This is a genomic window from Odoribacter sp. AF15-53 (assembly GCF_003479425.1).
GTDB lineage: Bacteria > Bacteroidota > Bacteroidia > Bacteroidales > Marinifilaceae > Butyricimonas.
Genome location: NZ_QUHC01000003.1, coordinates 373,237 through 388,028, shown reverse-complemented (window position 1 = coordinate 388,028; position 14,792 = coordinate 373,237). Strand labels below are relative to the sequence as shown.

The window sequence follows — 14,792 nt, the reverse complement described above, 5'->3', positions numbered from 1 at the left end:
GTTTAATCCGGTTTATTATTCTAATAATATTTCTCGCCCGTCACCTTGTAATAACGCCATTTACCGGCATGTCGCCCATTTTTATAACGCCCCTCGCAAAACAAATGTCCCGTGGGATAATAAAACTTTGCCATCCCATGCCGTACCCCCTTGCGGAACGCGATCTCCGCCCGCAACGTACCGTCAGGAGAAAATTCCTTGTAACCTGCAATCAAACCGTCTTTATAACTCACCTGAGCCAGCAAATCCCCATTCTCGTAAAAGAATGGAGCTACTCCCTCAATCTTTCCCTTCCCGTAAGGGAATTGCCCCAGCAACGTACCCGAAACATTAAACACGCACCACACGCCATCCGGAATTCCATCCTTCAACTCCCCTTTAAAAATACATTGATCCGTTCGGTATTCATAATACGTTTGATTACTCACCGCCACACTATCCGGTATCATGGGATAATAAAATCCGGCCTCGATCTTGTTGATCTGATTCTCGAACTGACGATTCAACTCCCTGATTTTATATTCATCGGGAGCCTTATCATTATAATTGGCAATAATTTGTGTTTCAAAAGCCCCTCTTTCCTTCGACAACGAGAATCCTATAGTCTCGAAACTTAAAAAAGCCCCCTTGTTTTTCTCCAGCCCTTCCCTGGAACCGGTTTTAAAAGCATCATACAAATACTCGTAAGTATTCGGCGTCTGCACGTAACCAAACACGTTTTTCCGGTTACCCAACTGCCCTTTCAAACGCATGTACTTCTCGTTATTTTCCAAAGTGTTCCCCAGCACGTACTCCTTGATCATCTCGGCAAGCGTACGGGGAGAATTACTAAAAACGACATAATCGCCCAAAAACGTGTAATAAGGACGTTCAAAACGCTCGAACATACCACCGAAAAAGAGATTGAAAAAACCTTTCAAACGGAAATAATGAATCGTATGCCCATTATATTCCATCGCCTTCTCCCGGATAGGAGTTTTCCGCTGTATCTGTTCGGCTAGATAAGCCATTTGATCCTTTGCCAAATCAATATCCTTTCCCCGCACGGCCAAAACAATATCCTCCGTATCCTGATCACTTTCCAAACGAGGTTTAATGATCGCCACCTCTCCCCCGATCCACGAGGTGAAGACATCCAGAACATCCAAATTCAAAAACTTATTCAGGCGATCCATCGACTTCCTCATCTCGTTATAAGATTGCGGGTAATTCACCTTATAATTCTCCAACAACAGATTCTCGGCCTCTTTAAAAGAAGGAAAACAAAATGACAGGTAAGCCGCCGTATTTTCCCCCGCAATTTTCTCCAAGGAAGAAGGCCCCGCTTCCAAGAAACTCGCCACATCCAGTAAAGAGAATTTATCCGAGTTAGTCCTCGTTTCCCCCGAAAAACGAAGCGCCTTATCACTCAACTGCAACATCAAACGGGTATTACGCAACAACGCGAATTCATCCGAAACAGCCGAATCCTCCATAATCGAAGCGATCCATTTACCCAACTGCCGATGGTCAATATCAAGCGTTACATCTTCTGAAGTAACCAAACTCTCGACCTCTTTCTTCGATTTACACCGTGCCAGAGAACGGGACACCAACGCGTGAGACGACGAACCGATCAACAGATTATCCTTGATCGTGAAAAAAAACTGCCAATCCGCCCAACGCAACGACCGGATTTCCCCGTTCGGGTCTTTCATCGTCTTTATCCTGATCTCGTCATCCTGCATCAGCGTCAGCAGCAAAGATTCAAAAAGCCGAATCACGTTCAGCTTTCCCAAATCACAAACATACAGGAAATCATATTTACCCAAACCGATTTGATGACAGGAGATCGTTACCGGGCGATCAGTCAGCACCTTTTTCAATTTAGGATAGGCATTCGCCAACGAGTCGACATACTGCAAATTCGAGTGATACTCTTCAAAATAAGGATATCCCTTCAACGACTTCCAGATAAAATTCTGCCGCAACCGTTCATGAACACGGTTTACCGAAGTTATATTCACTTTGAAAACAGCATCCACGGGTACCGCTTGCAGGGTATCGAACTTTCCCGCCTTCTGAAAAACCCCGAACCACACGATCAACCCCATCCCAAGCAACAGACAGGTTATCACAATTATTTTTCTCTTCGTACTCTTCCGCATATTTTTCATTTCGCGACGCTTATCAATGCCACAATATTACGAAATTCAAACGAGATTTACACACTCCATCTATTGTTATAACTTACCTGTCCCCTTCTACAACTCGAAAATTAATAACTCAATTCTATAATCCAGCATTCACCAACTTACAAAGCGCAAGAATCAGTATATACTATGAAAGAAGCCAGTTTTATAGTATCTTTGTCCCGATCATAAAGAACAAAATTATGGCTACATACTGGCAAATATTTATCTCGTTTTTCAAAATCGGTTCTTTCACCCTAGGAGGAGGTTACGCGATGATCCCGCTCATCCAGCAGGAAGTCGTGAACAAAAAAGGCTGGTTAAAAGAAAGCGAGTTCGTGGAGATGATGGCAATTGCCCAATCAGCTCCCGGCCCGATAGCGTTGAACACGGCTATTTTCGTGGGATACAAGGCACGAGGGGTAAAAGGAGTTATTTTCTCCAGTTTGGGAACCATTCTTCCCTCTTTCATCGTGATCCTGTTAATCGCGATCATATTCACGGATTTCAAAAACAATCCCGGAGTTGAACGGGTATTCAAGGGTATCCGCCCGGCCGTCGTGGCACTTATCGCCGCCCCGTTATACCAGATGGGTAAATCAGCCGGGATCACCCGTAAAACCGTTATATTCCCGGTAATCGCGGCTCTACTCGTCTGGCAATTAAACCTCTCCCCGATATACATCATCATCGCGGCCATCGCGGGGGGGCTCCTTTACGGCAAAATAACCCACAAACTTTAAATATGAACCGGAATCAATTCTCCATTTTCAATTATCAATTATCATGTCTGAACTAGATCTTTATATCAGCCTCTTTATCACGTTCTTTAAAATCGGGTTATTCGGTTTCGGGGGAGGATACGCCATGCTCTCGCTAATACAACATGACGTGGTAGAAGTTCACAACTGGATCAGCGTGGCCGACTTCACGGACATCGTGGCCATCTCGCAAAGCACGCCCGGCCCCATCGCCTTCAACACGGCAACCTACATCGGTTACACGGCGACAGGTAGCATCTGGGGATCGGCCATCTGCACGATTGCAGTGAGCCTTCCCTCCCTCATCATCATGATCTCCATTTCCAAATTCTTTTTCATGTTCCGGGACAACAAATACGTGGAAATGGCCATGCAGGGATTAAAAATTACCGTGCTGGGCCTTATCGGTGCCGCGGCCCTACTTCTAATGAACAAACAAAACTTCGCGGACTACAAAAGTTACATCATCTTCGCCGTGGCTTTTATCGCCACCTTCAAATATAAAATGGACCCGATTTTAATGATCATCGCGGCGGGAGTAGCAGGCTATTTACTTTATTAAAGCTACATACAGGAGTACGCCTCATCAAATGTCCAGATACAAAAAAACCGCCTTTCAGGCGGTTTCATATTTTAAAGTAGTGCATTAATCTTAGATACGAGAGTAGTCTTAGGTACAGCACCCACCTGTTTGTCTGCAACCTCTCCATTCTTAAAGAAAAGAATTGTCGGGATGTTACGGATACCGAATTTAGCTGCCGTTCCAGCCGCGCTGTCCACGTCAACTTTGGCAACCACCAATTTGCCTTCGAACTCTTTAGAGATTTCTTCCACGATGGGTAACATCATTTTACATGGTCCACACCATTCTGCCCAGAAATCTACAAGTACAGGATGTTCTGCCTTCAGCACAACTTCCTCGAAATTTGAATCATTAACTGCAATAGCCATACTTCTATCTTTAAAGTTTATAATAATTTTCATGTTAAAAGCGTTGGATTAAGTTCGCTTGGTCCAACGCTTCGACATGGCGAAATTAATTAATTTTCATTTTAATAGCATCATTATTTTCGAAATATTCGTATAATTCTCTCGAACGTCCTATCTTACAGGTTCTTGAAAACATCTTTACCCGGTGTCCCGTCCCGTCATACAAAACAAAGTTCAACGGGAGATCCCCTTTCTCGTTCACGAACTGGTTATGTATCTCGTTCACAAGCTCGTGAGTCAATTTTTCCACATCAACCTGCAGGGTAATCGAACGTATCAGATTCTCGCTGATCACGCTCAACAAATCCATACTTTGCACGTTAAAAGTCAATTCTCCGGCTCCTCCCCATTTCTTCTCCTGTACCCTTCCTTTGATATAAACCGATGTCTCCATGATAAAATAATTACGGAACTTGATGTAATCCTCCCCGAAGAAAGGCAACTCGTAAGTACCCGTGAAATCCTCGATCGTCAAGATGCCGAAATCATTTCCCTTTTTCGTTTTCCCTTCCCGCAAGGCCACGATAATACCCGCGATAGTCACGTCCCGATCCTTATAAGAACTCAGATCACTATTCAGACTCTCCAACGGGGTACAAATAGCATTGATCTCCAATTTATACGAATCCAACGGGTGAGAAGTTAGGTAAATACCGATCAATTCTTTCTCTTTACGAGCTTTTTCCACGTCAGTCCACGGCTCGCACAAGGGAATCGAGGGTTTGATCACGTCGTACTCGTCCATTCCCCCGAACAACGTGGCCTGCATCAACATGCTATCCTGCTGTTTCTTCTGCCCGTAATTCACCAGATTTTCGAGGAAAGTCACGTGCCCGTCGGGCATATGGAAAAATTGAGCCCGGTCCAACCCGAAACTATCCAATCCCCCCGCAATAATCAGATTTTCCAACGTCTTCTTATTCACCGTCTTGTAATCAATACGCTCGAAAAAATCAAAAAGATCCTTGTAAGGTCCGTTTTCATTCCGTTCTTTAATAATCGCGTTCACGGCAGCCTCTCCAACCCCCTTGATCCCGGCCATTCCGAAACGGATATCCCCCTTGTGATTCACGGTAAAATCATCATCCGACTCGTTCACATCCGGCGCCAACACACTCAACCCCATTCGCTTACATTCATCCATAAAGATCGTAACCTTCTCGATCTGCGAAAGGTTACAACTCAAGTTGGCAGCCATGAACTCGGCGGGATAATGCGCTTTCAGGAACCCGGTCTGGTAAGCGATATAAGCGTAGCAAACCGAGTGCGATTTATTGAACGCGTAAGAAGCGAAAGCCTCCCAGTCCCCCCAAATCTTATCGACCAACGGGTTTACCTCCTTCCCCATCGCCTTTGCCCCCTTCACGAACTCCTCGTTCTTGTTACACCCGTCGATAAACTGCGTCTTCAACTGATTCATCGTGTCGATTTGCTTCTTACCCATTGCCTTACGAAGCGTGTCCGACATACCCCGCGTGAAATTACCCAAGGCACGCGATTGCAACATCACCTGCTCCTGGTACACCGTGATCCCGTACGTGTCTTTCAGGTAAGGCTCCATCATCGGGTGATCATACTCGATCGGGGCTTCCCCGTGTTTACGCTTGATAAAATCCGGGATATACTCCATAGGCCCCGGACGATACAAAGCATTCATGGCCACCAAATCCTCAAAACGGTTCGGCTTCAACGCCCGCAAGTGCTTCTTCATTCCCGGCGACTCAAACTGGAACAGACCGGTCGTATCCCCGCGTGAAAACAAATCAAATGTCTCTTTATCCTCCAACGAAATCGAGTCCACGTCCAACGTCTCGTGACGGGATTTCTTTATATTATCCAAACAAGTTTTTATAATCGAAAGCGTTCGCAACCCCAGAAAGTCCATCTTGATCAACCCGATAGGCTCCACGAAATGGCCGTCATACTGGGTGGTCATCAAACTCTCGCCCTCGGTCGGCATAATCGGGATATGATCGGTCAACGGGTCACGGCTAATCAAAATACCGCAAGCATGTACCCCGGTTTGCCGCACCGAACCTTCAAGAATCTCCGCCAGATGAAGCGTTTTAGCCACCAACGGGTTAGGCGACTCTCTTTCCTTCTCCAGATCAGGATTTTCCTTGTATGCCTTCTTCAACGTGATCTTGGGCGTCTCCGGCACCATCTTGGCCAAGCGATTCGCCTCGGATAAATCCAACTTCAACACCCGCGCCACGTCCTTAATAGCCATCTTGGCCGCCATACTACCGAAGGTCACGATATGCGACACCTTATCCGCCCCGTATTTCTCGGTCACCCATTCCAACACCCTCTGTCGTCCGTCATCATCGAAATCCACGTCGATATCAGGCAGGGAGATACGATCGGGATTCAAAAAACGCTCGAACAGCAAATCGTACTTCACCGGGTCTATATTCGTGATTCCCAAACTATACGCGACGGCACTCCCCGCGGCCGAACCACGTCCCGGCCCAACAATCACGCCCATATCGCGAGCCGCCTGGATAAAGTCCTGCACGATCAGGAAATACCCCGGGAAACCCATCGTCTTCATGATATGCAACTCGAAGATCAATCGTTCCATGATATCCGGCGGGATATTCTCCCCGTAACGTTTCACGGCCCCTTTCATCGCCAGTTCCTTCAAGTAATCCGCCTCCAGCTTAATACGGTAGAGACGGTCATATCCCCCCAACTTCTTCACTTTCTTCTGGGCCTCCTCCTCGCTCATCACCACTTCCCCTTTCTCGTTCCGCGTAAACTCGTTGAAAAGGTCTTCTTCCGTATATTTTTTCCGGTATTCCTCTTCCGTTCCAATCTCGGGAGGAATCGGGAAAACCGGCATCAACGGGTCGGAATCCAGTTTATATTCCTCCACTTTATCTACAATCTCCTGCGTGTTCTCGATCACTTGCGGGATATCTTTAAACAACTCCTCCATCTCGGCCGTCGTTTTGAACCACTCCTGCCTCGTGTAACGCATCCGGTTCGGGTCGTCCAAATCCTTACGGGTATTCAAACAAATCAACAAATCATGCGCCTCGGCATCCTCCTCGTTAAGAAAATGCACGTCATTCGTGGCGATCACCTTGATTCCCAGCTTTTCCCCTATCCGCATGATCTCGGCATTACACTTCACCTGATTCTCGTAAACCTCAGCTCTCTCCTTCGCGGCAGCGGCCGGGTGCCTCATCACCTCCAAGTAATAATCCTCGCCCACCAGATTCTTATACCACAACGCGGCAGCTTCCGCTCCCTCGATATCCCCGGCCATGATTTTCTGACAAATCTCGCCTCCAAGACACGCTGAAGAAATAATCAACCCCTCGTGATGTTTTTCCAAAAGTGCCTTATCAATACGCGGACGATAGTAATAACCATCCACGAACGCAACCGAACAAAGTTTTATCAGATTCAGGTAACCTTGCAGATTCTTAGCCAGAATAATCAAGTGTTCCCCGGAACGATCCACCGGTTTTTCCTTATTATATAAAGATACTCGTGCCACGTAAGCCTCCACGCCGAGAATCGGTTTTATGCCTTTCTTCCGGCAAACATCGTAAAACAATTTAATCCCGAACATATTTCCGTGGTCGGTCAACGAAATAGCTTTCATCCCGTCGGCAATCGCTTTATCGACTAATCCCGGAACGCTCGCCGCCCCGTCTAGAATCGAATATTGCGAGTGCACGTGAAAATGAGTAAATGGCATAAAATCTCCTATTAATTAAATATCAGACAATTTCAGAACATCCTGAATCTCAACGACAAGAAACATGACTATTCCTTAAAACAACATAGGAACAAATATAATGAATATAACGACACGTGTCGGTTAAAATACTTAACTTTTCCCGAACGGCCCTTAACGTTTTTTCCAAACCATCGGAAAGTCCTATTCTAAACATCTATTATACAATAAAAAGTAATACATTATTACATGCATACTACTTGATGAATAGTGTATCATTACCTTCATGAACCCTATACGAACCCTATACAAACCCTATATGAACCCTATTATAATAAGATTCATAAAAGGTAATTAAAAGTTTTCTAAAAGATGATATCAACTACTCGTACAGTAGTCATACACTATACTTGTTAAATTCCGGTATTAAATCTACATATACTTCCCCTTTCATCACGAGGATTTCCCCGGATAACCCCTTATGCAACAGAGCTATCTCCACATCAAGATCAAATGCTTTCCGAAAAAGAAATTAAAAAGCCGTGTATTTACCATTTAGCCGGAATCCGACCCCTAACATCAGGTAATTAGGTTCACTGAATTCCCGAAGATTATACCCCACGTGCAAAAAGGCTGACCGGGAGACGGCAATCTTCAACGTGAGTACCTGATAGAAAACTCGCATATCTCCTTTACCGATAAAGTTTGTTCCCATCCCGACGCCCAAGGTAAAGAAAGGCATCACGTATTCTGCACGGGCCGAAAGCCCCAGAGAGAATTGTTCGGACAAATCCGGTCGGAGAATTTCAGATTTATCAATCGTCCCGTACACGTCATACCGCGTGTACAAGTTAGCACCCCCATCATACGTACCGTCTAACGACACGCCACAACGGAATCTATAATTCAAATTATACATGGGAGCAAAATTGAACCCGAACACCGGGTAATACTCGGGCGAAGGAGTATAACCATCGCTGACCTTCATCAATTGCTGGTGCCATGAACCGAAAACCACGAAATCATAACTGAAATGACGACGGAACGCCAAGTCCCGAAAAACGCTCTCTTCTTTCAAGGACGTCACGTCTTTCTTCCGGTAAAAATCACACTCCAACCCGAAATTTCCCCCGATCGAGTTCAATCCGGCATTCGGAATCCGGGTATTACCATTGGAAAAATGCGACAAGGTGATACCCGAGGTTAAACTGATCCCCGGAAAGAATTCCCAACGAAGATAAAAATTAGCGTTAATATACGCGTTTACCTTCGATCCGATCATCCGGTTGAACGAGTTGTCGTAGGAATCATAAGGTTTCCACCCCGAAGACAAACCCAGATTCCACTCGTAGTTAAAAGATAAACGGGGAGCCAATCGAGCAATACGGGCTCCTTGGAATAAATAAAATGCTAACGGGTTACCCAACAAATCAGGCTCTCCCAAAGTATAATATCCCAAACCGACACCTTGATAAACATCCCCGTAAACACGACCGATAACACTCTCCGGGCTATACCGGAATAGATACTTCACGTGGGTTGAAAAAGATCCGCGGATAATCTTCCCCTCCGGATTGTCACCACTTAAAAAAGAGTGAGTCGGGAAAATATACTCCGGACGCCACTCGACTCTCAATCCATGAACGAATTTGCGAGGAGACGATATATTCGAGCTATCACTCTCCTGTCCGAACACGCACGGGGCAAGCACAACAAGCATTATTCCCACAAAAACAATCGTTCTCAAAATCCGTTTCTTCATATCTGTCTACCGAGTCTAAAAAGTCCGCAAGGTTCGGACACAAAAGTATAGAAAAAAGAAGACGAAACGATCCCGCTATCCTTTTTTCTTCGCATTCCCCCGTAATAATTCCGGTTCGGGAAGTGACACCCGGCTAAAACTGACAATAGCGGCAAGCGTGGCAAACCCTCCGGCAAAATACAGGGAGGCATAAGTTCCACCAACCGGAAAGACAACAAACATCAAGGCCACCAACGAGGCTCCCGTGGTCTGTCCGGTTAACCGGGCCATGCCCAACATTCCGCTCGCCCCACCACTCCGGTTCTGGGGTGCCGAAGAAATTAATATACTATTGTTGGGCGTTTGAAACAAACCGAAACCAAAACCACACATCACCATGAACAAGGCGATAACGCCGTTGGGCACCTGATCGGCAAATACCGCCAATAGAAACAACCCCAAGGCGAAGATCGTCAATCCCACGCCTCCCAGTAACCCCGCGTGAACCCGCTCGATCAACCGACCTGCCAAGGGTGCCGCTACCATCGTTGCCAAAGGCCACGGGGTAAGCAACAAGCCGGTTGCCACCTCATCCAATCCTAACGTGTGCTGCAAGAAGAACGGTAAAGATACCATCGCCAACATTTGTGCCACGAAGGAACACACAGAGGTCCCGACGGACAACGAGAATATCGGTATCCGTAGCAGGTCGACAGGCAACAAGGGATATTCCCGCGATAACTGACGGCGCACGAAGAAATAGCCGATCAACAAAACGACCGCAATCCCGGGAAGGAGAACCGAGAGGTTCACGCCATGAGTAAATCCCTCGATCGAGAAAATCAGCAAACCGAAAGTCAACGCGTTCATAAGCCCGCTGATCCAGTCAAACTTACGCCCGCTTCTCTTGAGCGGGTTCACCGGAAGGAACTTGAACGACAGGATCAAAGCAACAATCACGATCGGCACGTTTATGGCGAACAGCCATTGCCAGGAAGCAACGGATAAGATTCCGGCCGCAATGGTCGGTCCCCCGGCTGCCGAAACAGCAACCACCAACGCGTTAATTCCCATCCCCCGCCCCAAACGACTTCGGGGATAAATAATCCGGATTAATGAAGTATTTACACTAGCCAGTGCCGCGGCACCGAATCCCTGGAACACACGGGCGACAGTCAGCGTCAACAACGAATTCGAAAGCGCACAGGCCAGAGAGGTCACGCTAAAGATCAACAAACCACCAATATATACCCGACGATATCCCAAAATATCTCCCAATGATGATAAGGATAACAAGGAGACCACGATCGCCAACTGATAAGCATTCACGATCCAAATCGACATCGACGGGGTTGCATTCAAGTCCGCCGCGATGGACGGCAACGCCACATTGGCAATTGTACCGTCCAGCACGGAGACCGTGATGCCCATGGCAATCGCAAGAATCGCCCAATACCGCCTCGGAACGGGGAGACCGTCCCACTCAACCTCTTTTGTAGTCATTTTCTCATCCAATTTAGGTTGTAAAATTACAAAATAAATCCGGGTTGACCACAAATTCGAGGTTTACAAGAAACTTTCACGAACCACATTCCAAAGGGAAAAACCGGGTAGATACTTGCCTACCAATGGTTTTATTGCATCGCTTTATCAATAGTTTCTTCAAGAGCTTTTCCTCTCAAACCGACAGCGATAACCTTATTCTCCGCATCAAGGATATAAGTTTGCGGTATCGCTTGGATGTTATATTGTCGAGCCACACCCTTTCCGATACCTTTTAAATCAGAAAGTTGCAGCCAAGGAAGTTTATCTTCATTAATTGCTTCTTCCCAAGCTTTTCTATCGGTATCCATCGAAATAGACACAATAACGCACCCTTTATCTTTATAATTTTCATAAATCCGTAACAAATTAAGATTTTCCGAACGACAGGGACCACACCAGGAAGCCCAGAAATCAATCAATTTCACCTTCCCTTTTAATTCGGACAAGGTTATCGTATCCCCAGAAACCGAGGGAAGACGGAAATCCAAAAATTGATTACCAGGTTGCATACTACCCAACCACGCCAATCGTTGCGAAGCAACTTTACCTTCAGGGGTATTTTGCATAGCCTCTGTCAACAACTCATAACGGGCTTTTAGTTGCTTGTAGGGTAACTGTCTCAAGCGTTCATACACGAATGACACTCCTACAAGGTTATCATTATTAGCCCGGATACATTCCAAGACGTGCGCATTATATTGCTCGCTTAATGTATCTAACTCCTTACGTATAACAGACATTTCGATAACATCCATAACCGCCCTTGACTGCTGATAGAGTTCTACCAAAGAATCACGAACGTGATGGGTCACTTTCTCGCCATCACGTAGTTCATTTCTAATAGCTTGCAACCGCCCGCCCTCGATGGTAAAATTTTGAGAATCAACAACTTCTTTCGAATGAATTGTTACTCGATAGCATTCATTTTCCAATATCAAAGGAACGCGACCCGTTACACCTGAAATCGTCACAAAACAAATCCGAGGAGAGTCAACGTGACCGGAAAAATGAAACGATCCATCTACGACCTCGCCCGAAGCTAGTATTTCCTCTTGGCCGTCCACTCCCAACGATACTATCTTTACAGCCGCCCGTTCGTTATTCTCTATAAAAACATCAACAGAGTATCCATCAGATTTACAACCCATCATAAACGAAATCACACCCACCAAAAATATGATCACAATCTTATTCATTTAATGCTCAATATTAAAGTCCCAATTCTTTTATCACAATCTCTTCCAACCCTTTATCATCGTTACCAGTCGCAACACACCGATTATTTTCGTCTAATACAAACCACCTGGGTATGCTGGTTGCTTTATAACGCAAATAAACGGCATCGGGAGTTGCTTTCAGTTCGGATAACTGAATCCACCCGCAAGCATCTTTTTTTATAGCCATTTTCCATTGCGCGGCATCACGATCAACAGATATACCTATGATTTCCAAACCCTTATCTTTATATTTCTCATATAAAGGTATCAGTCTTTTATTTGCAGCTCTACAAGGCACACACCACGATGCCCAGAAATCAAGGATTTTCACTTTTGCCTTAATGGTTGATAACGTGACCGGATTGCCCGCGGTGTCAGGCATGGTAAAATCCCGGGCTATACCCCCCGGTTTCAAATACCAACGCCGATCTATTTCCTTGCTGATAGCTTTACCTATCGGGGTGTTTTGCATATTTTCGTCCAATAGCCGATAGCGATTTTCCAACTTCTGGAAATCCACCCAATCCATCTTATCCCAAACAAGAAGAAGACCCGCCATGTTGTTTTTATTAGCCCGAATGTAGCGCGCCAGCAAGCTATCGACTTGCCCTTCGAGATTCAATTGTTTCTCTTTTAAAGCCTGCTGCTTGTTCTCGACTTTCTCTTGCTGCAATTGCTTTATTGTCGCGACTAGTTCTTCATTCAATTTTTTGAGTTCATCACTACAAGCCTTGACCTGTCGTTGCAATTTCGTATTTTCCAATTGTATAGTTGCAGCTTCAGAGATGAGTATCTTATTTTTTCCCTTTTCCAACAACACGGGATAAGCCCAGCCGATATCGTGCAATACCAGGCTATAAATTCCGGCCTCTTGCGGTCGGGTCGTGAAATGGAAACGCCCGTTCTTAATTGTAACCGTTTCGAGCGTATCCGGTGCGCCCGCCCCGGTGATCCGGAGCAGGCTGAGGGTTGCGTTATTTTGAGGATAAGTTCCATACACTTGAGCATAAACGGTATTCTGTCCCCAAAGACAAAAGATGATGCCTGTTAATAGTAGAAAATGTTTCATTTTTTATAATCGTTTTTAAATCTATAAGCAATATCTATTATTTTTCCCAATTGTTTGATTTCCTGTTGTAACACGGGAGCAGATGTTTGTTGCGGAAAATCAAACATTCTTAAAACGCCACTGACACTTTCCTCGCAAGCCGTGTCGTATCCAGCCACGTACAACCAATATTCCCGTGCGCGTTCCCAAGGTTCGTATGCCACATAAGCTACCGGACATTGAAATTTCATGACCGATATACGCTCGCCGGGGAAAGAAAGAATTTTCTCGGCTTTCTTTTCCGGTGTACTGAGGTTAAATTGATACACGTCGCCTTGCTCCGTGGCGTAATAAAGGATACGGAAAACAGGATGAAAAGCGAAATGGATAATCTTGTCACCATTGGCAGGAAGCAGACGCAGGTAATGAGTCCTTTCCACTTTATAATCAATGTTGGTGATCATGCCGTAAATGTCATAATCTTCGGTTCCGGGTGTTTTCAACACGGCGAATACATATCCTTCCCGAGTACCCTCCATGTGTACCAAGTCTTTACCGGTATTTGCATCATAATCAGCCGTACCTCCCGTGAAGGACAACACGTTAGGATAATCTTTGGCTTCATAAGTAACATCTCCCCACCAATCTTTCTTCCCCATACTTTCCAAAGCCAAGAAACGACGATTCGTTTCATCATAAAGAATAACGGAACAAGTGTTGGGCCAACTATAATTAGGTTTGTACCCGATATGACGGGAAACTTTAAAGTATTCGTCACTCTTTTCCAATTTGTTCACGGGGAAGGTAAATTGTATCCCATTTATGAGATCATCATAATTTCGCCAAAAAAGTTCTCCCTCGGATGTTACCACGATTTCTCTTCTCGGGTCTGAATTCATCATTGTAATCCCACCGACAATCTCTACCTTATCGGGATTCTCGCTGAATTGCCAAATCATGTTGTTTTCCTCGGAAGGTTGTAACGTTTCGGGATCCAGGTTAAAGGTTCCCGCCTCACAATATGCCAAACGGGAGGTCCCGAAGGTACGATTATAATTGTAAACCAACTTGTAGGGTTTCCCGAGCTCCATCCCGAGTCCTTCCCAGATGTTGTGTGAAACTAATTTTTCATTTTCGGAAGTATAAGAAATCATATCCAACCGGGCCTTCCCAGCTTCCTCACACAACACCATCCAACCGTCACTCACGGCAGTACGCAATCTCACGTAAAAATCGGTCTTATAAGAAACACCCGTAAGCGTGTCTTTCACGTAAAAGAAACCAGCGTAATCGCCCGGTTTTTCTACCAGCGGGTAAGCAAGGTTCTTTTCTCTCCCGATAATATATCCTGCTTTTTGCTCCTCCACCGGAATGGAATCTTTGTTATACCGCGCATGCAAAGGCATCAGTTTCCATTCGAATTTCAAGTGATCTTCCGATCCGCCAAGAGCAAGATTCAATACAGGATTGATTTTCAAGGTATCCGCATATGAATATTTTTCATACCAATTGGAACGAATGCTATCAACGGTAACCGAGTTCAGTTCCGTGTAGTCATAATTGCCCAAGTCATCATAGCAGGCCACCGCTAGCAGGAGTAAGAATATATATAATGAAAGTTGCTTCAT

10 protein-coding genes are annotated in these 14,792 nt (G+C 45.4%); 2 read left to right on the top strand and 8 right to left on the bottom strand.

From position 1 onward, the window contains the following. Positions 1-20 precede the first annotated feature (20 nt). Positions 21-2,156 (bottom strand): DUF3352 domain-containing protein, encoded by a 2,136-nt coding sequence (locus DWW52_RS09650; protein WP_233556804.1) that lies wholly within the window; start codon positions 2,154-2,156, stop codon positions 21-23. Between the two features lie 218 nt (positions 2,157-2,374). Between DWW52_RS09650 and DWW52_RS09645 the strand changes: the two genes are divergently transcribed. Both DWW52_RS09645 and DWW52_RS09640 read left to right on the top strand, forming a co-directional pair. Beyond that, positions 2,375-2,914 carry a chromate transporter gene (locus DWW52_RS09645; RefSeq protein ID WP_118715288.1) on the top strand — a complete coding sequence of 180 codons (540 nt, stop codon included), beginning with the start codon at positions 2,375-2,377 and terminating at the stop codon, positions 2,912-2,914. Positions 2,915-2,957: 43 nt separating this feature from the next. Continuing rightward, positions 2,958-3,494 carry a chromate transporter gene (locus DWW52_RS09640; RefSeq protein WP_118715287.1) on the top strand — a complete coding sequence of 179 codons (537 nt, stop codon included), beginning with the start codon at positions 2,958-2,960 and terminating at the stop codon, positions 3,492-3,494. A 71-nt stretch (positions 3,495-3,565) separates the two neighbouring features. Here the strand turns inward: DWW52_RS09640 and trxA are convergent, their stop codons facing one another. The 7 genes from trxA to DWW52_RS09605 form a co-directional block, all read right to left on the bottom strand. Then, a complete protein-coding gene (trxA, locus tag DWW52_RS09635) occupies positions 3,566-3,883 on the bottom strand; it encodes a thioredoxin (protein ID WP_118715286.1) in 318 nt (105 codons plus the stop codon). A gap of 85 nt (positions 3,884-3,968) precedes the next feature. Next, positions 3,969-7,634 (bottom strand): DNA polymerase III subunit alpha, encoded by a 3,666-nt coding sequence (gene dnaE, locus DWW52_RS09630; protein WP_118715285.1) that lies wholly within the window; start codon positions 7,632-7,634, stop codon positions 3,969-3,971. Between the two features lie 511 nt (positions 7,635-8,145). Beyond that, the gene (locus tag DWW52_RS09625; protein WP_118715284.1) at positions 8,146-9,375 is read right to left on the bottom strand and encodes an acyloxyacyl hydrolase; all 1,230 of its coding nucleotides are present in this window, start codon (positions 9,373-9,375) and stop codon (positions 8,146-8,148) included. A 75-nt stretch (positions 9,376-9,450) separates the two neighbouring features. Continuing rightward, positions 9,451-10,857 (bottom strand): MFS transporter, encoded by a 1,407-nt coding sequence (locus DWW52_RS09620; RefSeq protein ID WP_118715283.1) that lies wholly within the window; start codon positions 10,855-10,857, stop codon positions 9,451-9,453. A 131-nt stretch (positions 10,858-10,988) separates the two neighbouring features. Then, entirely contained in the window at positions 10,989-12,095 is a 1,107-nt protein-coding gene (locus tag DWW52_RS09615; RefSeq protein ID WP_118715282.1) for a TlpA disulfide reductase family protein, read from the bottom strand. 13 nt (positions 12,096-12,108) lie between these two features. Further along, positions 12,109-13,185: a thioredoxin-like domain-containing protein gene (locus DWW52_RS09610; protein WP_118715281.1), complete on the bottom strand. Its 1,077-nt coding sequence runs from the start codon at positions 13,183-13,185 to the stop codon at positions 12,109-12,111. Continuing rightward, positions 13,182-14,792: a PKD-like family lipoprotein gene (locus tag DWW52_RS09605; protein WP_158582545.1), complete on the bottom strand. Its 1,611-nt coding sequence runs from the start codon at positions 14,790-14,792 to the stop codon at positions 13,182-13,184. Before DWW52_RS09605 ends, DWW52_RS09610 begins: the two co-directional genes overlap by 4 nt.